Source organism: Paenibacillus tarimensis (assembly GCF_021532315.1).
GTDB classification, from domain to species: domain Bacteria; phylum Bacillota; class Bacilli; order Paenibacillales; family Paenibacillaceae; genus Paenibacillus_I; species Paenibacillus_I tarimensis.
Window position 1 is genome coordinate 34,764 of record NZ_JAKGAO010000029.1, and the last position, 22,061, is coordinate 56,824.

Consider the following 22,061-nt stretch of genomic DNA (forward strand, 5'->3'; position numbering starts at 1 on the left):
AACCCTCCTTAAGTCTCAGTCACACCTTGCGCAGCTTGGCGGCTGCGCCTATGACAGGTCTTATCGTGATTTATTCATAAGCGTCCGCAAGCATCGCACCTGTCAGCAGGCACGACGCTTGCGGTCGCATAGTTCCTTGCAATGTTGGCCGATTACTCAGCTCCGACTTCTGCACCTTCGAGGTTGAGGTTCAGCTTGTCGCTGGTTCCGTCATCCTCGTCGTCCATTTCTTTCATCTCAATCTCTTCTTCATTCTCGGTCAGGATCTTAACGTCCATACCTAAGCTTTGAAGCTCTTTGATCAAGACCTTGAACGACTCCGGAACACCCGGCTCCGGTACGTTCTCACCCTTAACGATCGACTCATACGTCTTCACGCGGCCGACAACGTCGTCAGACTTGACAGTGAGAATTTCTTGGAGAGTATAAGCCGCGCCATAGGCTTCAAGCGCCCAAACCTCCATCTCCCCGAAACGCTGTCCGCCGAACTGGGCTTTACCGCCAAGCGGCTGCTGCGTAACAAGAGAGTAAGGTCCCGTGGAGCGGGCGTGGATCTTGTCATCAACCATGTGCGCGAGCTTGATCATGTACATAACCCCAACGGTTACTTCACGTTCAAACTCCTCACCAGTACGACCGTCATAGAGAACGGTCTTACCATTACGCTGCATACCGGCTTCTTCGATTGTATCGAATACGTCATGCTCTCGTGCGCCGTCAAATACCGGTGTGGCAGCATGGATGCCAAGACGTTTACAAGCCATACCAAGATGGACCTCGAGTACCTGACCAATGTTCATCCGGGACGGAACGCCCAGCGGGTTAAGAACAACCTCTACTGGTGTGCCATCCGGCAGGAACGGCATATCCTCTTCCGGCAGAATACGAGCGATAACACCCTTGTTACCGTGACGGCCGGCCATTTTATCGCCTTCAGAGATTTTCCGCTTCTGGGCAATGTAGACACGGACCAGCTGGTTTACACCTGGCGGCAGCTCGTCGCCGTTCTCACGAGTGAATACTTTAACGTCAACGACGATACCGTCTGTACCATGCGGCACACGCAGCGAGGTATCGCGCACTTCACGGGCTTTTTCACCGAAGATCGCATGCAGCAGGCGTTCTTCAGCAGTCAGCTCCGTCACACCCTTAGGCGTTACTTTGCCGACCAGAATATCTCCCGCACCGATCTCAGCGCCTACACGGATAATACCGCGCTCATCCAGATTCTTGAGTGCTTCTTCACCAACATTCGGGATGTCGCGTGTGATTTCTTCCGGACCAAGCTTCGTGTCACGCGCCTCGGACTCGTACTCCTCGATATGAATCGAAGTGTACACATCCTCTTTCACCAGTTTCTCGCTGAGCAGAATGGCATCCTCATAGTTGTAGCCTTCCCAAGTCATAAATGCCACAACGACATTACGGCCAAGAGCCAGCTCGCCCATTTCAGTGGACGGACCATCAGCGAGAATCGTTCCCTTTGTCACGAATTCATTCTTCTTAACAATCGGACGCTGGTTTATGCAAGTTCCCTGGTTGGAACGCATAAATTTGTGGAGCTTATGTTTAATCAGATCACCGGTGACCTGTTTACCGTCAATCATTTCTACACGGCGCAGCCAGATTTCGTTGGCAGTGACGCGTTCAATGATTCCGTCATGCTTACTGACGATGCAGACACCAGAGTCTTTAGCAGACTTATGCTCCATTCCAGTACCAACAAGCGGAGCCTTCGGTATCAGAAGCGGAACGGCCTGCCGCTGCATGTTCGATCCCATCAGCGCTCGGTTGGAGTCATCGTTCTCTAGGAACGGGATGAGCGCCGTAGCTACCGAAACAACCTGCTTAGGAGATACGTCCATATAGTCAACACGCTCGCTAGGCATGGTCAGGATATTGTCGGCCTGTTTGTTATACCGGACGATTACCATATCCTCGGCAAACCTGCCCTCATCATTCAGCTTCGCATTAGCCTGCGCGATAACGTAGTTGTCTTCTTCATCCGCAGTCAAATATGCAATTTGCTCAGTGACGATGCTAGTTTTCGGGTCAACCCAGCGGTAAGGCGCTTCAATGAAACCATATTCATTGATACGAGCAAAGGTTGACAAGGAGTTGATCAGACCGATGTTCGGTCCCTCTGGGGTCTCAATCGGACACATCCGGCCGTAGTGAGAGTGATGGACGTCACGAACCTCGAATCCTGCGCGCTCACGTGTCAAACCGCCCGGTCCCAGGGCCGACAGACGCCGTTTATGTGTCAGTTCGGCAAGCGGGTTGGTCTGATCCATGAACTGGGACAGCTGAGAGCTGCCGAAGAACTCCTTGATCGATGCGATAACGGGACGAATGTTGATGAGCGCCTGCGGCGTAATGGCATTCGCATCCTGAATCGACATCCGTTCCCGAACTACACGCTCCATACGGGAGAGACCAATACGGAACTGGTTCTGAAGAAGTTCGCCCACAGAACGCAGACGGCGGTTGCCCAAATGGTCAATATCATCCGTGCTTCCGACACCGTGCAGAAGGTTAATAAAATAATTAATAGAAGATATAATATCGGCCGGTGTAATGTGCTTGACCGATTTATCAATATTGCCGTTGGCAATGATCTTGATAACTTTACCATCTTCAATTGGAGAGAATACATTGACAGCTTGAAGCGGAATACTATCGGCATCAAGCACACCATTTGCCACATGATAGGTCTTGTAGGCCACATTCTCTTCCAGGTGCGGTAAAATTTCATCCAGCAGTCTGCGGTCAATCATCTGGCCAGCCTCGGCAATAATCTCACCAGTGGACGGATCGACCAGTGTCTCAGCCAGGCGCTGGTTGAACAATCTATTCTTAATGTGGAGCTTCTTGTTAATCTTGTAGCGGCCGACATTCGCTAAATCATAGCGCTTCGGATCAAAGAAACGTGCTACAAGCAAGCTCTTTGCATTATCAAGAGTTGGCGGCTCGCCCGGGCGAAGACGCTCATAAATTTCTATCAGCGCTTTTTCCGTTGAGTCCGTGTTATCTTTGTCCAGCGTGTTACGGATGTACTCGTCATGTCCAAGCAGATCCATAATCTCCGCATCTGTTCCAAATCCCAACGCACGCAGAAGCACCGTTACCGGAATTTTACGGGTACGGTCAATCCGGACGTAGATGATATCTTTCGCGTCCGTCTCCAGCTCGAGCCAAGCACCACGGTTCGGAATAACCGTAGCTGTGTAGGTCTTCTTACCATTCTTATCAACTTTTGTGCTGAAATAAACACTGGGGGAGCGAACCAATTGGCTGACGATTACCCGTTCGGCGCCGTTGATAATAAACGTGCCGGTCTCGGTCATCAGCGGGAAGTCGCCCATGAACACTTCCTGTTCCTTTACTTCCCCGGTTTCCTTGTTGATGAGCCGCACTTTAACGCGCAGCGGTGCCGCATAGGTTACATCCCGCTCCTTGGATTCATCGACCGAATACTTCGGCTCACCCAAGCTGTAATCAATGAACTCAAGTGACAGATTGCCTGTGAAATCCGAGATAGGAGAAATGTCCTGGAACAATTCAAGCAAATCACGTTCCAAAAACTTCTCATACGACTTCTGCTGGATTTCGATCAGGTTCGGTACTTCAAGAACCTCATTGATCCGGGCGTAGCTTCTACGCGTGCGTCGGCCATACTGAACAAGTTGTCCTGCCAACTTAACCTCACCCCTCATGTCTGCTTCACTTACCACAGAAAACTTCTAAATAAAGAAAAGCCCTTATCGAATAGCTTCGAAAAAAGAGCGTATTTCCATCAGCCATCGCAACCGATGTAAAACGCGCCTCCACAACACAAGTTGCAGCATATCCGCGTCTTACCCGAGAATTCGAAAGTGAAGGCAAGCCTCCAATTCCCTGTCATTCCTGAATACGGAAAGCGATCATCTCATATCAACTAATTTTCGCCCAAAATCTAAACATTATACGTCAAGGCTTAATTTTCTATGCATGATAGGACAGAAAATTATTCTTGACATTTTAGTTAGCTAAAGACTTTGAGCCCATCTTAATACTGACATTTAATAATACTACCATATCCAAAATGTCAAGTCAACAAAAGTTTACTCTTTTACCGAAGGTTCTTTTACAGCCCTAAATATGCGATATCCTTTGTCCTTCGTTATCTCCCGAACAGAAGCATAAAGCATTTCTAGCTTAGCAAAAGCAGACGGAGCTCCTTGCTTCTTTTGAATGACAACCCAGATTGAACCCCCGGGTACAAGAAGACTGACTGCCTCCTCAAATATCCGGTGGACGGTTTCTTTACCAGCGCGGATCGGCGGATTCGTCAAAATAACATCAAATCGCATATCGGTCACAGCTTCATATAAATCACTTTGAACTACAGTTACATTATCAATATGATTCAAGGCCGCGTTTTCAGTTGAAAGCTGAACAGCCCGTTCGTTAACGTCAACCATTGTAACGTGACCGGCTGGAGCCTTGACGGCAGCAGCCAGCCCAATTGGGCCATATCCACAACCAACATCCAACACCTTGGCATCAGCTGCAAACTCCATAGCATCGATTAAAACCCTGCTACCATAATCAACACCCGTTTTGGAAAACACACCTGTATCGGTAACGAAGCGGAAGGTTCGCCCGGCTAATACCGCTTCATACACTTTGCGGTCACTCTCGGTTTGCGGTGTGCGAGAATAATAGTGATCGGACATGCTGTGCCTCCCCGACTTAATGGATATAGCGAACCCCTTGAAGACAAGTCTCCAAGGGGTTCGTGTATGGTATTAATTACTTCACTTCTACGGAAGCGCCAGCTTCTTCAAGCTTTGCTTTCATAGCTTCTGCATCTTCTTTGCTTACTTTTTCTTTCAGTGGCTTCGGTGCGCCGTCAACCAGTTCTTTTGCTTCCTTCAGGCCAAGACCAGTGATTTCGCGAACAACTTTGATAACGTTGATCTTGGATCCGCCAGCGCTTGTCAGGATTACGTCGAACTCGGACTGCTCAGCAGCTTCAGCGCCGCCGCCGCCGCCGCCAACTACTGCTACAGGTGCAGCTGCAGTTACGCCGAATTCCTCTTCAATTGCTTTAACCAGATCGTTCAGTTCCAGGACGTTCATGCCTTTAATGGCTTCCAGGATTTGCTCTTTAGACATGGAAATACCTCCAAATGTAGTTTATTTTATAGTCGCTCATACGAGCTGTGTTATACGTTGATTAAGCTTCTTGCTCTTGCTTTTCCGCCACGGCTTTAACCGCAAGCGCGAAGTTGCGCATAGGCGCTTGAAGCACGCTGAGGAGCATGGAGAGCAAACCTTCGCGGGAAGGCAGATCTGCCAGTGCTTTCATTTCTGCTGCGTCAAACACACGACCTTCAACAACGCCGCCCTTAACTTTAAGAGCTTCGTTCTTCTTCGCGAAATCGCTCAGAATTTTAGCCGGTGCCACAGCGTCTTCTTTACTGAATGCTACCGCAGTTGGACCAGTCAGCACAGCATCCAACTCTGTAAGCTCGGCATTAGCGGTTGCGCGGCGAACCAGTGTATTCTTCAACACTTGGAATTCCACACCTGCTTCACGCAATTGCTTACGAAGTTCGGTCACTTGCGCAACGTTCAGTCCGCGATAGTCAGCTACAACAGTGCAGGAGCTTTCACGAAGTTTCGCCGTGATTTCGTCCACGCTTTGTTGTTTCTCTTGGATGATCTTTGCGTTTGCCAAACTTTACACCTCCCGTTAGATTAATTCTTGCATTCCGCTTATCATGAGTGATCCCGACCTTGATGCATGAGAAAGGCCTCCGCGCGCAGACGCGAAGGCCATGATCGTAATAGCGCACAATATGGCAGAGCCATATGTGTTATCACGTATATCATAACACCTCGGTAGGAAATTAAGCCAAATGGCACCTACTGTCTACGGTATGCATATTCGAATGTTGGTTAGCAGTCTCTTAACGATATACAGCAGTGCTGACAGTAGCGCCAGGACCCATCGTAGAGGATACTGCAATGTTTTTCAGGTACACGCCTTTAGCTGCAGCAGGCTTAGCACGGTTCAAAGCATCAATAAGAGCTTTGAGGTTTTCAGCCAGCTTCTCGGCATCGAACGATACCTTACCAATTGGCGCATGGATTTGACCAGCACGGTCAAGACGGTATTCAATCTTACCAGCCTTAATCTCTTGAACCGCTTTGGAAACGTCAAACGTTACCGTACCGGCTTTAGGGTTAGGCATCAGACCTTTACCACCCAGAATACGACCCAGTTTACCAACTTCCGCCATCATGTCAGGCGTAGCTACGCAAACGTCGAATTCAAACCATCCCTGTTGAATCTTGTTGATCATGTCAGCATCGCCAACATAATCCGCACCAGCAGCTTCTGCTTCCTTCGCCTTGTCACCCTTAGCGAATACGAGAACGCGCTTGGTCTTACCAGTACCGTGCGGCAGTACAACAACGCCACGAACAGCCTGATCTTGTTTCTTAGGGTCTACACCCAGACGAACTGCTACTTCAACAGACTCGTCGAATTTAGCTGATGCAGCTTTCTTTACGAGCTCGATTGCTTGAAGCGGCTCGTATACAGCTTCGCTGTCAATTACCTTGGCAGCTTCCTGGTACTTCTTACCGTGTTTTGCCATGTTGTTTTCCTCCTTTGTGGTCGTAGCGGAAAATCCTCCTACCGGATGATCCTCCCACGCGAACAAATTGTCCGCTTGCCGGCTTTACAGCCATCAATCGTTGACATCCCATGAAGGGAATTAGTCTTCGATTGTAACGCCCATGGAACGGGCTGTGCCTTCCACCATACGCATAGCAGCTTCAACAGATGCCGCGTTCAGGTCGGCCATTTTTTGCTCAGCGATTTCACGTACTTTAGCACGCTTAACCGTTGCGACTTTCTTCTTGTTCGGTTCTCCGGAACCTTTCTCGATACCAGCTGCTACGCGAAGCAGCACTGCTGCCGGCGGAGTCTTAGTTTCGAATGTAAAGGAACGGTCCTCGAATACAGAAATTACAACCGGAATGATCAGACCAGCCTGATCAGCCGTACGAGCGTTGAACTCTTTACAGAACGCCATGATGTTCACGCCTGCTTGACCCAGTGCAGGACCGATCGGCGGAGCCGGATTCGCTTTACCTGCTGGAACTTGCAGTTTGACCATCTTGATGACTTTCTTAGCCATGTTGCACACCTCCTTGCCCTAAAATGTGGTTTGACGGGAATGATTGATTCCCTCCCACCACCGCAGAACTCACCCACTTGAAGTGAATGGATTACGGCAATCAGAAACCAGATGTTATATCTTCTCCACTTGAGTGTAATCCAGCTCAAGCGGGGTTTCCCTACCAAACATGTTGACATGGACTTTCAGCTTGCTTTTGTCGAGCAGAATTTCTTCCACTGTACCAACAAAGTTCGCAAAAGGACCCACCTTAACACGAACAGCCTCTTTCAGATCAAACTCGATTTTCGGCTTTGGCTCCTCCATACCCATATGGCGCAAAATTTGCTCCACTTCATCAGGCAGCAGTGCCGTCGGCTTCGAACCAGAACCCGTTGATCCTACAAAGCCAGTCACACCAGGTGTGTTTCGCACAACATACCAGGAGTCGTCTGTTTGAACCATTTCCACCAGAACATAGCCCGGGTAAACTTTACGCATGACAGTTTTCTTCTTGCCATCCTTGTTCACCAGCTCTTCTTCCATAGGAACTAGAACACGGAAAATTTTATCTTCCATGCCCATAGATTCGACCCGCTTCTCCAGGTTCGTCTTGACTTTGTTCTCATAACCGGAATACGTATGCACGACATACCATCTTTTTTCCATAACAAGCCACCTTTGGACCCTTCTTAAACGATCAGTTCGACCAATTGGGAGATCCCGATGTCAAGAACCCAAAAGTAAATCGTTACAGCTACGATTGTCACCAACACGACGATCGTGTAGCTTGTCAACTCTTTACGGTTTGGCCAGCGGACTTTCTTAAGCTCAGCCCAGCTGTCGGCAAAGAAGGCAAACGTCGACCCGAAGCCTTGCTTCATTCTAGCCAGAAATGTCACGTCCACACCTCCAATTGACTATCTTGTCTCGCGATGAGGAGTATGCTCGTTGCAAAACTTGCAAAACTTCTTCATCTCGATGCGGTCGGGGTGATTCCGTTTGTTCTTGTTGGTCGTGTAGTTTCTTTGTTTGCAGTTCGTGCAAGCCAAAGTAATAATAACCCGCATTGAAGTACACCTCCCGAACTATAAAGCCGAATAAAGCGATAAAGCATTTCTGCTGAACCGTGGTAGATTCAAGAACCCACAAAAATATCCGTACGCATATTTAGGGCTACCTGACATACTTTATCACAACGTAACCATGTGTGTCAACGAAAATAAAACCGTGCCCTTACTGGGAAGTATAGGTTTTCTGCAGCCATCAGTCAGAACCAGCCACCGACATCGGAGACTCCGGTTTCATTATCGCCAACATTTGACTGTTTAAAACATCGTCCATTGGGCGGCGCCAATAAAAAAAGCCCCTCAGGGCTTCTCCGCAGCCTCCGGCCTAACCGCCAATATTGCGGAGCTCTAAATATCGTTCAAGCTTACGCTTCACACGCTGCAGTGCATTATCAATTGACTTGACATGACGATCCAGATCAACGGCAATCTCCTGATAGGAACGCCCATCTAAATAAAGCATGAGCACTTTCCGTTCCAGGTCACTGAGGATCTCAGACATCTTATCTTCCAGACCTACGAATTCTTCTTGATTGATGATGAGTTCTTCAGGATCAGATACTCTGGAGCCACAGATGACATCCAATAGCGTCCGGTCAGAATCTTCATCATAAATCGGCTTGTCCAACGATACATACGAATTGAGGGGAATATGCTTCTGGCGGGTTGCCGTCTTGATGGCAGTGATGATTTGTCTCGTGATGCACAGTTCGGCAAACGCTTTGAAAGAGGCCAGCTTGTCCCCTTTAAAATCGCGTATCGACTTATAAAGTCCGATCATGCCTTCCTGCACGATATCTTCACGGTCAGCCCCAATCAAGAAATAGGACCTCGCCTTGGCACGCACAAAATTCTTGTATTTGTTTATCAAATACTCCAGTGCGTCACTGTCACCTTGGCGTACCGCTTCCACGACATCTTCGTCCGTTTTGCAGTCATATTCGTGCATTCTCAATTCTCTGAGGTCGATGCTCACGAACTATCCCTCCGGCCTGCAAGGCGTACACTCTCGAACTCTATGAAACATAGAATCAGTATACATTATGTAACCTGAGACCGTCAACAACGCTTTCGCCGAAAACCCCGCTTTTATCTAGCAAAAGTGGAACCACCTAGCAATTCACGACACTATTTAGTTAGATAAACTTCCACATATATGTCACACATGTCATTGTGATCCATTACTCATGTAACCTGTAACCGGCTTTATTCTTTGTCGCCCCTGCGGAGCTTCTCGAGCTTGCTCTTGATATCCAGACTAAGAATACCATCAAGAGGATTTCTCTTGACTGGCGGATTGCCTTTTACCGACTGCTCGATTTCCTTGCGGTTCTGCTCGATCTCGATGAAGAGCTCCCTGGCAGAGATACGGAGCGCACCCTTACCAAAGGCCACATGCTGCTCCACTAGATCGGAAGTAGCCACATAGATATTCCGCCCACGCTTTGTGAGATCAATGACGAGTCGTTCGATGCATTCATCCGCCGTTTCCTTCTCTTTTGTATAGATCACGATCAGTTTGTACTGAGTGAACTTGGCCCCCTGCCCGGGAACCTGATGAGCATCAAATACAACATATACCTGCATGCCCGAAAATCCCTGATAATCCGCCAGTTTATCCAGCAGGCGATCCCGCGCGCTCTCCAAGTCGGTCTCCTTCAACAGCTCGAGTTCCTTCCAGGCGCCGATCATATTGTAGCCATCAACCAGTAAAATGTCCTGCCGCCCGGAAACCATGCTAACCGTTCCGCTGTGTTCCCGAAGCTGAAGAGCCTTGCGCTCCGCGCTGCCTGACCACTTCGTACATCAGCACTCCGGCAGCTACGGAAGCATTCAGCGAGTTAAGGCGGCCATGCATAGGGAGCTTCACCAGAAAATCACATTTTTCACGAATCAGCCTGCCAATCCCTTTGCCTTCGTTGCCAATTACTAAAGCCAGCGGAAGATTGAAATTTGCCCGGTATACTTCCTGAGCATCCGTTACATCCGTTCCCGCTATCCATACACCCTGATCCTTCAGCCGGTCGATGGTCTGGGCGAGATTGGTAACCCTTGCAACCGGAACATATTCCACCGCCCCGGCGGATGTCTTGGACACCGTTGGTGTAAGGCCAGCCGACCTTCGCTTCGGAATAACGACCCCATGAACACCCGTACATTCGGCCGTCCGCAGTATGGATCCAAGATTGTGCGGATCCTCGATCTCATCCAGCAGCAAAATAAAAGGCTCTTCCCCCTTTGCCTTCGCTGCTTCCAGGATTTCTTCCAGTTCAGCATACCGGTATGCTGCGGCTTGCGCTACAACCCCCTGATGGGGAACGCCCTGTACCATCTGATCGAGCTTGCGCTTGTCGACAAACTGCACAATAATTCCCCGTGTTTTGGCTTCGGCGATAATAGGCTGGGTCAGAGACCGCTGCGATTGCTCGGCAATCCAAATCTTATTGATTTCCCGCCCCGCACGCAGCGCTTCCATGACAGGATGCTTGCCTGTAATCCACTCTTGCTGTTCGTCGTGCTCTGTCATCCTAAATCTCCTCCTTGAATTGTCGACAAACTTCTGCCGTCATCCGGCTGTCCGCCGGTGCCAAACGCAGCATCCATTAAGGTCTGCAGCCGATCAAGGCGGCGGCAGTAGTATAGATACCCGACCAGACATTCCAGTGCAGTTGCATGCCGGTAGTCCTGATGATCGGCATTCTTCGGAGGCGTGCCCGATTTGGCATTACGCCCCCGTCTTACAATATCAGCTTCCTCCTCCGTCAAAAGCGGCTGCCACTTCTCGAGCAGCTCCCTCTGGGCTCTTGCGGATACAATCTTAGTTGCGCTCCGGTGTAGATGGTCACTCTTCAGATTCGGCAGGGACACAAGATACTGTCTTACATACAGCTCAAACACCGCGTCTCCCACATATGCCAGCACAACAGGCGGGAGCAGCTGCGGCTGCTTAGCAGGCGGATGCATAAACAGCAGATCGGTGCGGCCATTCATCCCTTCATTCATTTGCGCCGCCACCTGATGCCCTGCGGGGTATCCTCAAGAACAATCCCTTGCTCCGCAAGCAGGTCGCGGATTTCATCTGCTCTTGCCCAGTTCTTCGTTTGTCTGGCCGCCGTACGTTCTTCGATAAGCCTGTCGATCTCTTCGTCGAGCAGACCGTCCGCAGCCTGAGTATTAATGAATCCGAGAACGGAATCGAATGAGTGCAGCATAGTAATTAGGACCTGCAGGGCCTCACCCGCCACTACCTCACGTTTCAGGTACAGATTAGCTTCACTAACCAAGTCGAATACAGCGGTCACCGCATCCGGTGTGTTAAAGTCGTCACTCATCTTCGCATGGAAGCGGGTACGAATTTCAGCCAGCTTTTCATCCAATTCAGGCACTCCCGTTGACGAGCTATTATCCGCTCCGCCGGCTGTGGCGCCCCGTTCCCCAAGTGCTTCAAGCCTGTGCTGCAGGTTTGCTGCGCAGTTGGCAATCCGCTCCACGCTGTTTTCCGCTTGTACAAGCGTCTCATTGTTGAAGTTCAGCGGACTGCGATAATGCGTTGTCAGCATGAAGTACCGTAAAGCCTGAGGCTTGGCACGCTTCAGCAGTTCTTTGACCGTAATCCCGTTACCAAGCGATTTGGACATCTTCTCGTTATTGATATGGATATATCCGTTATGCATCCAATAGCGTGCCAGCGGCTCGCCATTCAGGCTTTCGGACTGTGCTACTTCGCATTCATGATGCGGGAATTGAAGATCAAGACCTCCGCCATGAATGTCAAGGGTATTACCCAAGTACTTGCGAGCCATCGCCGAGCATTCGATATGCCAGCCTGGGCGACCGTTACCCCATGGGCTTTCCCAATAAATCTCTCCGGGCTTAGCAGCCTTCCACAGCACAAAATCCTGCGGATTCTCCTTCTTCTCCCCCACTTCAATCCGGATACCGAATTGCAGCTCCTCGAGATTTTGATGAGACAGCTTTCCGTATTCCTCAAACCGGCTCGTTCGGAAGTATACGTCTCCACCGCTCTCATACGCATATCCTTTGTCAACCAGACCTTCTACAAACGCTATGATCTCCGGTATATTCTCCGTTACCCGCGGATTATAGGTCGCCGTATGCACGCCAAGCGCTTCAATATCTTCCTTGAATGCTGCGATGAAGGTCTCCGCCACCTCCGGAACCGTAGTGCCCATCTGCTCCGCTTTGCGGATCAGCTTGTCGTCTACATCTGTAAAATTGACGATATAGCGCACCTCAAAACCGGCCAGTTCCAAATATCGCCGTACTACATCAAAGAATATAACAGGACGCGCATTGCCAATATGTATGTAGTCATATACCGTCGGGCCGCATACATACATCTTCACTTTTCCCGGTTCGAGCGGGATGAATGCTTCCTTCGTCCGCGTTAGCGTGTTATAAATTTGAATCGTCGTCATGCTCCCTTCCCTCCATCCTGATTTTGCTGCCTGAGAGCGGCGATTTCGCTCTTCAACTCATTTATTTCCTGATGCATTGTACGGAACATTTCAATAACCGGGTCAGGAAGATGGGAGTGATCAAGCCGTCCTGTCACACGCTTTCCGTTACTCTTGACAATCTTGCCCGGAATTCCCACTACCGTGCTGTTGGGCGGTACTTCCCGTACGACAACGGAGTTCGCCCCTATGTTTGAATTATCGCCTACTTTGAAGGACCCCAGTACCTTGGCTCCCGATCCGATAACTACATTATTGCCAATCGTGGGATGCCGCTTCCCCTTTTCCTTGCCTGTTCCTCCTAATGTGACCCCTTGATAAACGACAACATCGTCACCAATTTCGCATGTTTCCCCGATTACAACACCCATGCCATGGTCAATGAAAAACCGTTTGCCTATTGTGGCTCCCGGATGAATTTCAATTCCCGTCATAAATCTGCTTGCCTGGGAGATGAACCTCGCCAGCGAGAAGAATCTTCTCTTGTACAGGGCATGCGCAATGCGATGCGCCCAGATGGCATGCAAACCCGAATAAGTAAATATGATTTCCGCCGTACTTCGCGCTGCCGGGTCATTCTCATAAATCGCTTGAATATCTGACCTTAAATTGCGAAACATAGGATAACCCCCTTCTCTCTGCATCAGCCGAGGCCGCCGGTATTTGTCCCCTTACCAGCACTAGAGCACTAGTATGAATTAAGGTTGTTAATCCAAAGGGACGGCTTTACCTGGCTGTCTCTCCATAGCACGGACATGCCCTCACCGTCTCTCATCCGGTTAAGCCTGAAGCACATGTCTGACGATCACGATTTTGAAGCAAAAGGTGATAGCACCACTGGATAACGCACTGACGTAAGGAACGGACAACAAGAAAAAACGCCTCTGCAGCCGGCATGGCTGCAGAGGCGTAGTAACGCGGTTCCACTCTGCTTGTTCGGGCAACGGAATTTCTCATTCTGCCCTCTCTTGCCGCTGCTAACGGGAACGACCCGTTGCCGCCTACACCTTCAGCGTCTGCCGGGATCTTACCAGCATGAGCTCTTAGGTTCGGGGCAAGGCTTACAGGTGCATATTCGGCTCCGGTAACTGGACAACTCCCAGCCAATCATTAACTGCCGCACAAGCAGCTGTATGACGGTTGTCCTCTCTGTAAAGTCCCTTGGAACTTACTTCTCCTGATCATCGCCTGTGTGACTATAGTCACGGATTATTAATTGCTTAACAGTAAGTATACCTGCCACTCCTGAATCTGACAAGTAAATGACAGGATTACAGGCGGGCGGACAGACGTTCCAGCACCCTGTCTCGACCGAGAAGCGCGATGGTCATGTTAAGGTCTGAGCCATGCGTCTGGCCGGTTAATGCCGCCCGGATCGGCATGAACAGCTGCTTGCCCTTGGCGCCTGTTTCCTTCTGTACCTGCTTAATCAGCGCCTTCACATTCTCTTCGTCAAAGTCTGCATCAGGCTGACTGGATACAGCCTCGTGGAACGCACGAAGCACGCCCGGCACCTGTTCCTCAGCGAGTACCTCTGCCGCGTCGGCTTCATCCGTTACCGTATCGAGGAAGAACAGCTCCGTGAGCGGTACGATATCCGCGGCATAACGCAGCTTCTCCTGATACAGGGCAACAAGCTTCTGCACCCAGCCGTACTGCTCCGGCGTCAGCTCGGAAGGCAGTCTACCCGCCTGCTGCAGATGCGGAATACACAACTCAGTTACACGGGTAACATCCGCCTTCTTCATATACTCATTATTCATCCAGCTGAGCTTCTGCGTATCAAATACAGCAGGACTCTTGCTGAGCCGGGCAGCATTGAAAGCCTCAACCAGTTCTTCGCGTGTGAAGATCTCCTGCTCTCCTTCCGGTGACCAGCCAAGCAGCGCTATGAAATTATACAATGCCTCCGGCAGGTATCCCAGTGCATCATACTGCTCGATGAATTGAATAATGGACTCGTCCCGTTTGCTGAGCTTCTTCCGCTGTTCGTTCACAATCAGCGTCATGTGACCAAATACCGGCGGCTCCCAGCCTAAAGCTTCATAGATCATTAGCTGGCGCGGCGTATTCGAGATGTGGTCTTCGCCCCGAAGCACATGGCTGATCTTCATCAGATGGTCATCCACCGCGACGGCAAAATTGTAAGTGGGAATCCCGTCCTTCTTCACGATAACAAAATCGCCGAAGCCATCTGACTCAAAGCTGATTTCACCCTTGACCATATCTTCAAACCGGTATACCCGGCCTTCCGGCACACGGAAGCGGATGCTCGGTACACGGCCCTCCGCCTCGTAAGCAGCCTGCTGCTCTGGAGTCAAATCACGGTGTTTGCCCGAGTAGCGGGGCATCTCGCCGCGTGCGGTCTGCTCCTCCCGCTCCTGCTCGAGCTCCTCCTCGGTGCAGTAGCACTTGTAAGCCAGACCCTTATCAATGAGCTCCTGCCAGTAAGTACGGTACAGATCAAGCCGCTCAGTCTGCCGGTATGGTCCATACCCGCCCCCAATATCTACGCTCTCATCCCAATCAATGCCAAGCCACTTGAGGTACGTCAGCTGATTTTCTTCGCCGCCGGCAACATTCCGCTTCACATCCGTATCTTCAATACGAATGATAAATTTACCGCCAAGACTACGGGCGAATAAGTAATTAAATAAAGCCGTTCTGGCATTGCCAATATGTAAATGTCCTGTTGGCGACGGCGCGTAACGGACACGCACTTCTTTTGTCATAATCACCAAGTCCCCCTGTATCGAATCATTTATTCAACCGATCATAGCACATCGCGCACCAGGCAAACAACAGACTGGGCAGCAATCCCTTCGCCACGGCCCGGGAAGCCAAGCTGCTCGGTAGTCGTCGCTTTTACGTTAACCTGCTCGGTATCCGCTTCAAGTACGCGTGCGATAACTTCCGTCATCTGCGGGATGTAGGGCAGCATCTTGGGCCGCTGTGCGATGATCGTGGAATCGATATTACCAAGCTTATATCCGCGCTCCTTCGCCAGCACCCATACCCGTTCCAGCAGCTTGACGCTATCTGCGTCCTTAAAGGCAGGATCGGTATCGGGAAAATGCTTGCCGATGTCCCCCAGGCCCAGTGCGCCCAGAATGGCATCGGATACCGCGTGCAGCAGCACATCCGCATCGGAGTGACCTAACAGCCCTTTCTCATACGGAATCGTTACTCCGCCAATAATACAGGGCCTGCCCTCCACCAATTGATGCACATCAAATCCTTGTCCAACCCGAATCATGCTTCTATTCCCCTTCCCTATTTCGGCTGCGCCGGCCACGCTCCTCCAGAAGAAAAGCAGCCCACGGCAAATCGTCAGGCGTCGTGATCTTAATGTTCGTGTACTCACCCTCCGCCACAGTCACCTGCTGTCCCGAACGCTCTACCAGCATAGCATCGTCTGTACCAACAAAACCCTCCGAATCTGCTCTGGCATGGCACTCCCTGAGCTGAACGCTGTTGAAAGCCTGCGGCGTTTGAATTGCCCACAACCTGCTGCGGTCCGGCGTATCCTCTACTACCCCGTCAGGGCTCACTTTTTTAATTGTATCCTTCACCGGTACAGCGAGGACTGCTGCGCCGCTGCGCACCGCAGCCGCCATGCAGCGTCTGACTGCCGCGGGTGATACGAGCGGCCTGACTGCATCATGTACGAGCACCCAATCAGAGCCAGCTGCTTTCAGCCCCTGATAAACAGAGTGTTGGCGCTCCGCTCCGCCAGGCACCACTGCCCTCACTTTCTCCAGACCATATTCCCGGATTAGCTCCTTGCATCGTACAATATCATCCGGTCCCGTAACCAGTATTGTCTCCGTTATGTCCTCCATCAGGTCGAACAATTGAAGGGTATGTATTAAAACAGGCTTACCGAGCAGCGGCAAATATTGCTTACTCTCCGCAGATCCCATACGGGTTCCACGTCCGGCCGCTACTACAATCGCGCTCCAGGTCCTCTTCTCACTCATGATTCTCTTGTCCTCGCTACATGGAATACGTCTATCATACACCACTTTTTCCAGCGCATACAATAACCTGCACAACGCTGCAGCAAGCATAAGCAGCCGGCGTTACCGCGCATGCAGAGCATCCGCGATAAGACCGGCTGATAACTTTGATCTATATACGCAGCACGTTCACTGCGCCTTCTCCAGAAGCTTCGGCTTGGCGAATATCATGCGACCTGCCGAGGTTTGCAGCACACTTGTCACAAGCACTTCCATGGTAGTCCCAATGAAATCCCGGCCGCCCTCCACCACGATCATCGTACCGTCGTCCAGGTAAGCAACTCCCTGTCCATGCTCCTTGCCATCCTTAATGACCTGAACCACTATTTCCTCGCCCGGAAGAACAACCGGTTTAACCGCATTTGCCAGATCATTGATGTTAAGCACAGAAACACCCTGCAGCTCGCACACTTTATTGAGGTTGAAGTCGTTGGTTACCACTTTCCCGCGAAGCGCTTTAGCCAGCTTAACCAGCTTGCTGTCCACTTCCCCGATTTCCTCGAAGTCTCCCTCATAGATGAGAACCCTTACGTCAAGCTCCTTCTGAATCTTATTCAGAATGTCGAGTCCCCTGCGACCACGGTTGCGTTTAAGCAGATCTGAGGAGTCGGCAATATGCTGCAGCTCTTCCAGGACGAATTCAGGTATGACCAAGGTGCCCTCAATGAATCCGGTTTTGCAGATGTCTGCAATCCGTCCGTCGATAATAACGCTGGTGTCCAGGATTTTGTGCTCTTCATAAAAACGGTCTTCCTCTTCCACGGGAGCATGCTTACGGGCCTCCAGCAGCGCCTTTACGCCTGCCGTAATTTCCTCGCGCTTGTTCAATCCGATCCGCATGCCCATATAACCGCACAACAGTGTTAACACGGCCGGCAAAATCATGCCCGCTCCGGTCAGTCCAGCGGTAACCGGATATAGAAGTGCAGACAAGCTCAGACCGGATAACAAGCCTATACCGCCGCATACCAGCTCCGGCATCGGAATAGCGGTCGCACGTTCTGCCCCCGTCTGCATCCAGCGGATAATTGAACCCGCCAGTACTGTTGCTGTCAGCAAACCGCAAAATGCTCCCAGACCAACATTCGTATAATAAGCTCCACTTTGCTTCATCATCCCGAAGGCAGGCTCGTTCCAGACAGCACCGGCATTCATCCAGCCGTATGCCAAATCCCCGCCCATTCCTCCAAAGACTATCCCCATGATTTGTATCATGCGTTTCAACATTGGGTTCACCTCCATTACAATTATGCGCCAATATTTCACGGTCTAACCGTAGGAGGTAAATTTTTACGACAAGGTATACCATAAAGATTTTTGTAACCGGCCCTGCCATGTTCTATAATAGAAGTGGGAAAGCAAATTATGAAGTGAGGTGGAATGCATGAGCGCCCTTACGCTGGAGCAATTTCAGCAACAGGTATCAGAACTACTGCTTCGTCACCGCAGTTTGCTGGATGTTATGACTAAATTTGGACAATCGGGTGCTTCTGTCAACCGAGCTGTCACGAAGGCTGTTACCGAATGCGGCTGTGTCGAGCTTCATGCCCGGAAGCAGGACTTCCCCGACGAGCTGGAGCAGGCTAAGAGCAAGCTTGACCATCATCTGAACGGCCAGCTCTGCGAGCATTGCAAGGATGCAATCCGCTCGGAAATCGGCAGAAACTTATTTTACTTATCGTCTATGAGCAATCTGCTCGATATTAAACTTGAAGAAGTGCTGGATCAGGAATCGAAGAAATGTTCGACGCTTGGCATATTCAATCTGACTTGATCGCCCAAAATACCCCAAAAATATAAAACCGCCTGACCATTAATGGCAGGCGGTTTTATTCGTGCTGACAAACCTAAGCGGCAATCAGGCGCTGTGTTCTGAGTGTTTAGGTTCTTCGCCGCTGTGGCGGGTCTTCCCACGTTTGCGGGTTTTCGCCAAGCGGCGGTCAACGTTTTTTTTTAGACCGTAGAGCGCGTACAGCACAAGCGGAATAAAGATGATCTTGGATAAGTGCTCTGGCAGATAAATGCCCAGAACCACCACGACAGCAACGATTAACGGAACCGCCCAGACTGCTCCGCGCGGTATACCGACCTTCTTGAAATTCGGATACTTAATATTACTAACCATCAGATAGGACAGCACAAGTGTGCTGATTAACAGCACGGACACCGGAATATCCTGATAGAACAGTGCCAGCGTACAAACGACACCACCGGCAGCCGGGATCGGCAGGCCGATAAAATAGCCGGGTGTTCCGGCGACAACATTGAACCGGGCGAGCCGCAGCGCTCCGCATATCGGGAACAGGGCTGTAACAATCCAGGCTACAGCTGGGTTAAGCTCTTGAAAAGCGACTACGTACATAATAAATGCCGGCGCTACACCAAAAGATATGACATCCGACAAGGAATCCAGTTCCTTGCCAAACTCGCTCTGAGCATTAAGAGCACGGGCGACTCTGCCGTCCACGCCATCAAGCAGCATGGCGATGATAACCATCATCGCCGCCATCTCCGGCTTTTCATTAAAGACCGAGATGATGGCAATAACACCCAGGAACAGGTTGCCAATCGTGAAGAGACTCGGTATTGATTTTGTGATCATTGGCTCCACCTCATTTATACTATACCCCATTTTGCGTTCTTCGGAGCGGAAAATCGACAGAAAGCTTCAAGGTCAGACAACTTTTTTTGAACCCATCAGAAAATTTTACCTATTTTAGATCTGTCTGTCAATGAAAACCTGCTCCTGAATACGCTTCAAGCCTTCCTTAATTGCACGGGCACGAACCTCGCCGATACCGTCCACTTCGTCCAGCTCTTCGATAGTAGCCATTACAATATGAGGCAGGTGGCCGAAACGCTCGACCAGATTGTTCATAATGATTATCGGCAATCGCGGTATCTTATTTAACAGGCGGTAGCCCCTTGGCAGAACCGATTCCTCTGACATGGCTCCCGCTGCAGGATAACCCAGAAGCTTAATAATGATGTTGACATCCAGCAGCTCTTCTGAGCTCAGCTTCTTGAGGCCCGCGCGTATCTCCCGGATTTTGTCATCAACATTGTCTCGTACGTAATCCTTCAGCAGGAACCAGGCATCCTCTTCCACGCCTCCGACAAGTTCTTCCATCTGCATGCTGATCAAGCGGCCCTCTGTGCCGAGCTCGTTCACATACCGCTTAATCTCCGTCTTAATCCGCAGCACACGCTCCAGCCGCTGGATCACGCCAGCTACCTCCTGCAGCGTCACCATCTCTTCAAATTCAGAAGCAGACAAGTTCGTGAAGTCCTGGCTCAGTACTGCCTTATACTTCTCCAGAGTCTGAATGGCCTGGTTCGCCTTTGTAAGGATAACCCCTATATCCTTGAGCGAGTAACGAAGATTCCCCTGATACAGGGTAATGACATTCCGGCGCTGCGAAATAGACACGACCAGTTTGCCGGTCTGCTTCGCAACCCGCTCAGCCGTACGGTGGCGGATACCCGTTTCAATTGACGGAATGGAGCTGTCCGGGATCAGCTGCGTATTCGCATATAAAATCCGGCGCAAGTCTTCGCTTAATATGATGGCACCATCCATCTTGGCAAGCTCATACAGATAGTTCGGTGAGAAATCACAGTTGATCGAGAATCCGCCATCGACCACTTCCATGACCTCTGGACTGTATCCCACCACAAGAAGCGCCCCCGTCTTAGCCCGGAGCACATTCTCCAGGCCTTCACGGAACGGCGTGCCCGGCGCGATCAACTGCAGCAGTTGATTCATAATTTCTTGTTGATTTGACTCTTTCATGATGGCCCCCCTAGCCAAGCGCAGCCTGCAAGGCTTCCGCCACCGTTCCTACGCCGATTATTTCGATACCCTTCGGCGGTGTCCAGCCTTTCAGGCTCTTCTCTGGCATAATAACCCTCTTGAAGCCCAGCTTTCCGGCTTCCTTCACCCGCTGTTCCGCGCGGGACACCGCACGCACTTCCCCTGTCAGGCCCACCTCTCCGAAGAATACATCGAAGGGACGAGTGGGCGCATCCCTAAAGCTTGAGGCAATACTGACGGCCGCTGCAAGATCAACAGCCGGTTCATCCAGCTTGACTCCCCCTGCTACGTTCAGATAAGCATCCTGATTTTGCAGGAACATGCCCATCCTCTTTTCAAGTACCGCTAGTATAAGCGCCATCCGGTGATGGTCAATGCCCGTCGACATACGCCGCGGAGACGGGAAGTTCGTCGCCGCGACCAGTGCCTGCAGCTCCACCAGCACGGGGCGGGTACCCTCCATACTGGCGACTACTGTCGAACCTGATACGCCGAGCGGCCGCTCCGACAGGAACAACTCCGAGGGGTTCGCCACCTCGCGCAGTCCTTCCTCACCCATCTCAAATATTCCAATCTCATTCGTGGAGCCGAAACGGTTCTTCACTGCCCGCAGCAGCCGGTAGGAATGATGACGCTCTCCTTCAAAGTAAAGCACACAATCCACCATGTGCTCCAGTAGCCTCGGGCCGGCGATGGCCCCTTCCTTCGTAACGTGGCCGACCAGCACCGTAGCAATTCCTTTAATTTTGGCCAGCCGCATAAAATACGCCGTACATTCGCGAACCTGCGCGACACTGCCCGGCGCTGACTGTACTGACGGCTCATACACCGTCTGTATGGAGTCAATGACGAGAAAATCGGGTTTTACCGCTTCAATGGCATCACCGATCTGTTCAATATTTGTCTCACAAAGCACGAACAGCTTATCAGTCAGGGCTCCAAGCCGGTCTGCACGCATCTTGGTCTGCCGGACCGATTCCTCGCCGGATATATAAAGCACGGTTAGCCCAGTAACCGCAAGTGCATGGGAGGTCTGCAACAGCAGCGTCGACTTGCCGATTCCCGGGTCTCCGCCGACCAGAATCAGCGAACCCGGAACCACACCGCCTCCGAGCACACGGTTGAGCTCACCCATTCGGGTTTCGATTCGCGGCTCACGCCCGCTCTCTATGTTTATGATAGCCTGCGGCTTTTCTTTCGTCTGAATAATGGAAGAACCGAAGCCTTGGGTCTTGACCACCGTTTCCTTCTCTTCCACCATCGTATTCCAAGCACCGCAGCCGGGACATTTACCCAGCCACTTGGGTGACTCTGTACCACACTCTGTGCAAACAAACTTTATTTTTAATTTGGCCATCAGCCGCTCCTTTAACCCATTACGTATCATTCAAAGTTTACCATTTCCCGTCCAATGATAAAACCCCTGAACGAATATCCGTTCGAGAATTTAACAAAAAAACCACCTGCATACACCGTTCCCGTTTATGCAAACGGCCTGCAGAATG

At 50.8% G+C, this 22,061-nt stretch carries 23 protein-coding genes and 1 other annotated feature; of the genes, 1 reads left to right on the forward strand and 22 read right to left on the reverse strand.

Translation table 11 applies throughout. From position 1 onward, the window contains the following. Nucleotides 1–152: 152 nt before the first annotated feature. The 19 genes from rpoB to L1N82_RS21335 all read right to left on the reverse strand — a co-directional run bounded on the left by rpoB (nucleotide 153) and on the right by L1N82_RS21335 (nucleotide 17,957). Nucleotides 153–3,698, reverse strand: a complete 3,546-nt coding sequence (gene rpoB, locus L1N82_RS21245) for a DNA-directed RNA polymerase subunit beta (protein ID WP_235289448.1) — start codon at nucleotides 3,696–3,698, stop codon at nucleotides 153–155. A gap of 405 nt (nucleotides 3,699–4,103) precedes the next feature. Continuing rightward, nucleotides 4,104–4,718 carry a class I SAM-dependent methyltransferase gene (locus tag L1N82_RS21250; RefSeq protein ID WP_235289449.1) on the reverse strand — a complete coding sequence of 205 codons (615 nt, stop codon included), beginning with the start codon at nucleotides 4,716–4,718 and terminating at the stop codon, nucleotides 4,104–4,106. A 76-nt stretch (nucleotides 4,719–4,794) separates the two neighbouring features. Beyond that, complete coding sequence (gene rplL / locus L1N82_RS21255) at nucleotides 4,795–5,160, reverse strand: 50S ribosomal protein L7/L12 (RefSeq protein WP_235289450.1); 366 nt, start codon at nucleotides 5,158–5,160, stop codon at nucleotides 4,795–4,797. A 61-nt stretch (nucleotides 5,161–5,221) separates the two neighbouring features. Beyond that, nucleotides 5,222–5,725: a 50S ribosomal protein L10 gene (gene rplJ, locus L1N82_RS21260; protein ID WP_235289451.1), complete on the reverse strand. Its 504-nt coding sequence runs from the start codon at nucleotides 5,723–5,725 to the stop codon at nucleotides 5,222–5,224. A 59-nt stretch (nucleotides 5,726–5,784) separates the two neighbouring features. Then, nucleotides 5,785–5,944, reverse strand: a sequence feature (ribosomal protein L10 leader region). Between the two features lie 13 nt (nucleotides 5,945–5,957). After that, nucleotides 5,958–6,650 (reverse strand): 50S ribosomal protein L1, encoded by a 693-nt coding sequence (gene rplA / locus L1N82_RS21265; RefSeq protein ID WP_111145614.1) that lies wholly within the window; start codon nucleotides 6,648–6,650, stop codon nucleotides 5,958–5,960. Between the two features lie 120 nt (nucleotides 6,651–6,770). Then, nucleotides 6,771–7,196: a 50S ribosomal protein L11 gene (rplK, locus tag L1N82_RS21270; protein ID WP_235289453.1), complete on the reverse strand. Its 426-nt coding sequence runs from the start codon at nucleotides 7,194–7,196 to the stop codon at nucleotides 6,771–6,773. Nucleotides 7,197–7,310: 114 nt separating this feature from the next. Beyond that, complete coding sequence (gene nusG / locus L1N82_RS21275) at nucleotides 7,311–7,844, reverse strand: transcription termination/antitermination protein NusG (RefSeq protein WP_111145612.1); 534 nt, start codon at nucleotides 7,842–7,844, stop codon at nucleotides 7,311–7,313. Nucleotides 7,845–7,867: 23 nt separating this feature from the next. Continuing rightward, nucleotides 7,868–8,077, reverse strand: coding sequence for a preprotein translocase subunit SecE (gene secE / locus L1N82_RS21280; protein WP_111145611.1), 210 nt, complete (start codon nucleotides 8,075–8,077; stop codon nucleotides 7,868–7,870). A gap of 18 nt (nucleotides 8,078–8,095) precedes the next feature. Continuing rightward, nucleotides 8,096–8,245, reverse strand: a complete 150-nt coding sequence (gene rpmG, locus L1N82_RS21285; RefSeq protein WP_081666981.1) for a 50S ribosomal protein L33 — start codon at nucleotides 8,243–8,245, stop codon at nucleotides 8,096–8,098. 325 nt (nucleotides 8,246–8,570) lie between these two features. Continuing rightward, a complete protein-coding gene (gene sigH / locus L1N82_RS21290) occupies nucleotides 8,571–9,221 on the reverse strand; it encodes an RNA polymerase sporulation sigma factor SigH (RefSeq protein ID WP_111145610.1) in 651 nt (216 codons plus the stop codon). Nucleotides 9,222–9,451: 230 nt separating this feature from the next. Next, a complete protein-coding gene (locus tag L1N82_RS21295) occupies nucleotides 9,452–9,982 on the reverse strand; it encodes an NYN domain-containing protein (protein WP_235289455.1) in 531 nt (176 codons plus the stop codon). Between the two features lies 1 nt (nucleotide 9,983). After that, nucleotides 9,984–10,772, reverse strand: coding sequence for a 23S rRNA (guanosine(2251)-2'-O)-methyltransferase RlmB (gene rlmB, locus L1N82_RS21300; protein WP_235289456.1), 789 nt, complete (start codon nucleotides 10,770–10,772; stop codon nucleotides 9,984–9,986). Next, nucleotides 10,769–11,248 carry a Mini-ribonuclease 3 gene (locus tag L1N82_RS21305; protein WP_235289458.1) on the reverse strand — a complete coding sequence of 160 codons (480 nt, stop codon included), beginning with the start codon at nucleotides 11,246–11,248 and terminating at the stop codon, nucleotides 10,769–10,771. Before L1N82_RS21305 ends, rlmB begins: the two co-directional genes overlap by 4 nt. Beyond that, a complete protein-coding gene (gene cysS / locus L1N82_RS21310; protein WP_235289459.1) occupies nucleotides 11,245–12,684 on the reverse strand; it encodes a cysteine--tRNA ligase in 1,440 nt (479 codons plus the stop codon). The genes L1N82_RS21305 and cysS overlap by 4 nt, the downstream gene beginning before the upstream one ends. Beyond that, complete coding sequence (gene epsC, locus L1N82_RS21315; protein WP_235289460.1) at nucleotides 12,681–13,343, reverse strand: serine O-acetyltransferase EpsC; 663 nt, start codon at nucleotides 13,341–13,343, stop codon at nucleotides 12,681–12,683. The genes cysS and epsC overlap by 4 nt, the downstream gene beginning before the upstream one ends. A 651-nt stretch (nucleotides 13,344–13,994) precedes the next feature. Then, complete coding sequence (gltX, locus tag L1N82_RS21320; RefSeq protein WP_235289462.1) at nucleotides 13,995–15,455, reverse strand: glutamate--tRNA ligase; 1,461 nt, start codon at nucleotides 15,453–15,455, stop codon at nucleotides 13,995–13,997. A 41-nt stretch (nucleotides 15,456–15,496) separates the two neighbouring features. Next, entirely contained in the window at nucleotides 15,497–15,979 is a 483-nt protein-coding gene (ispF, locus tag L1N82_RS21325) for a 2-C-methyl-D-erythritol 2,4-cyclodiphosphate synthase (protein WP_235289464.1), read from the reverse strand. 4 nt (nucleotides 15,980–15,983) lie between these two features. Beyond that, nucleotides 15,984–16,703, reverse strand: coding sequence for a 2-C-methyl-D-erythritol 4-phosphate cytidylyltransferase (gene ispD / locus L1N82_RS21330; RefSeq protein ID WP_235289465.1), 720 nt, complete (start codon nucleotides 16,701–16,703; stop codon nucleotides 15,984–15,986). A gap of 168 nt (nucleotides 16,704–16,871) precedes the next feature. After that, nucleotides 16,872–17,957, reverse strand: coding sequence for a PIN/TRAM domain-containing protein (locus L1N82_RS21335; RefSeq protein WP_407946798.1), 1,086 nt, complete (start codon nucleotides 17,955–17,957; stop codon nucleotides 16,872–16,874). A 169-nt stretch (nucleotides 17,958–18,126) separates the two neighbouring features. On the opposite strand from L1N82_RS21335, the gene L1N82_RS21340 reads away from it, so the two are divergent. Further along, nucleotides 18,127–18,516, forward strand: a complete 390-nt coding sequence (locus L1N82_RS21340) for a DUF1573 domain-containing protein (RefSeq protein WP_111145601.1) — start codon at nucleotides 18,127–18,129, stop codon at nucleotides 18,514–18,516. A gap of 84 nt (nucleotides 18,517–18,600) precedes the next feature. On the opposite strand, the gene pssA is transcribed toward L1N82_RS21340, so the two are convergent. From pssA to radA, 3 genes are all read right to left on the reverse strand, one after another. Beyond that, nucleotides 18,601–19,344 (reverse strand): CDP-diacylglycerol--serine O-phosphatidyltransferase, encoded by a 744-nt coding sequence (gene pssA, locus L1N82_RS21345; RefSeq protein WP_235289468.1) that lies wholly within the window; start codon nucleotides 19,342–19,344, stop codon nucleotides 18,601–18,603. Nucleotides 19,345–19,458: 114 nt separating this feature from the next. Beyond that, nucleotides 19,459–20,535, reverse strand: a complete 1,077-nt coding sequence (gene disA / locus L1N82_RS21350; RefSeq protein WP_235289469.1) for a DNA integrity scanning diadenylate cyclase DisA — start codon at nucleotides 20,533–20,535, stop codon at nucleotides 19,459–19,461. Between the two features lie 10 nt (nucleotides 20,536–20,545). Continuing rightward, complete coding sequence (gene radA / locus L1N82_RS21355) at nucleotides 20,546–21,913, reverse strand: DNA repair protein RadA (protein ID WP_235289470.1); 1,368 nt, start codon at nucleotides 21,911–21,913, stop codon at nucleotides 20,546–20,548. Nucleotides 21,914–22,061: the final 148 nt, after the last annotated feature.

What these genes read in the sequence shown, in the direction of transcription:
- L1N82_RS21250 (WP_235289449.1), bottom strand. Translation starts at nt 4,718, where the DNA reads ATGTCCGATCACTATTATTCTCGCACACCGCAAACCGAGAGTGACCGC.
- rplL (WP_235289450.1), bottom strand. Translation starts at nt 5,160, where the DNA reads ATGTCTAAAGAGCAAATCCTGGAAGCCATTAAAGGCATGAACGTCCTG.
- rplA (WP_111145614.1), bottom strand. Translation starts at nt 6,650, where the DNA reads ATGGCAAAACACGGTAAGAAGTACCAGGAAGCTGCCAAGGTAATTGAC.
- rplK (WP_235289453.1), bottom strand. Translation starts at nt 7,196, where the DNA reads ATGGCTAAGAAAGTCATCAAGATGGTCAAACTGCAAGTTCCAGCAGGT.
- nusG (WP_111145612.1), bottom strand. Translation starts at nt 7,844, where the DNA reads ATGGAAAAAAGATGGTATGTCGTGCATACGTATTCCGGTTATGAGAAC.
- rpmG (WP_081666981.1), bottom strand. Translation starts at nt 8,245, where the DNA reads ATGCGGGTTATTATTACTTTGGCTTGCACGAACTGCAAACAAAGAAAC.
- L1N82_RS21295 (WP_235289455.1), bottom strand. Translation starts at nt 9,982, where the DNA reads ATGGTTTCCGGGCGGCAGGACATTTTACTGGTTGATGGCTACAATATG.
- rlmB (WP_235289456.1), bottom strand. Translation starts at nt 10,772, where the DNA reads ATGACAGAGCACGACGAACAGCAAGAGTGGATTACAGGCAAGCATCCT.
- L1N82_RS21305 (WP_235289458.1), bottom strand. Translation starts at nt 11,248, where the DNA reads ATGAATGAAGGGATGAATGGCCGCACCGATCTGCTGTTTATGCATCCG.
- cysS (WP_235289459.1), bottom strand. Translation starts at nt 12,684, where the DNA reads ATGACGACGATTCAAATTTATAACACGCTAACGCGGACGAAGGAAGCA.
- epsC (WP_235289460.1), bottom strand. Translation starts at nt 13,343, where the DNA reads ATGTTTCGCAATTTAAGGTCAGATATTCAAGCGATTTATGAGAATGAC.
- gltX (WP_235289462.1), bottom strand. Translation starts at nt 15,455, where the DNA reads ATGACAAAAGAAGTGCGTGTCCGTTACGCGCCGTCGCCAACAGGACAT.
- ispF (WP_235289464.1), bottom strand. Translation starts at nt 15,979, where the DNA reads ATGATTCGGGTTGGACAAGGATTTGATGTGCATCAATTGGTGGAGGGC.
- ispD (WP_235289465.1), bottom strand. Translation starts at nt 16,703, where the DNA reads ATGAGTGAGAAGAGGACCTGGAGCGCGATTGTAGTAGCGGCCGGACGT.
- L1N82_RS21335 (WP_407946798.1), bottom strand. Translation starts at nt 17,957, where the DNA reads ATGATACAAATCATGGGGATAGTCTTTGGAGGAATGGGCGGGGATTTG.
- L1N82_RS21340 (WP_111145601.1), top strand. Translation starts at nt 18,127, where the DNA reads ATGAGCGCCCTTACGCTGGAGCAATTTCAGCAACAGGTATCAGAACTA.
- pssA (WP_235289468.1), bottom strand. Translation starts at nt 19,344, where the DNA reads ATGATCACAAAATCAATACCGAGTCTCTTCACGATTGGCAACCTGTTC.
- disA (WP_235289469.1), bottom strand. Translation starts at nt 20,535, where the DNA reads ATGAAAGAGTCAAATCAACAAGAAATTATGAATCAACTGCTGCAGTTG.
- radA (WP_235289470.1), bottom strand. Translation starts at nt 21,913, where the DNA reads ATGGCCAAATTAAAAATAAAGTTTGTTTGCACAGAGTGTGGTACAGAG.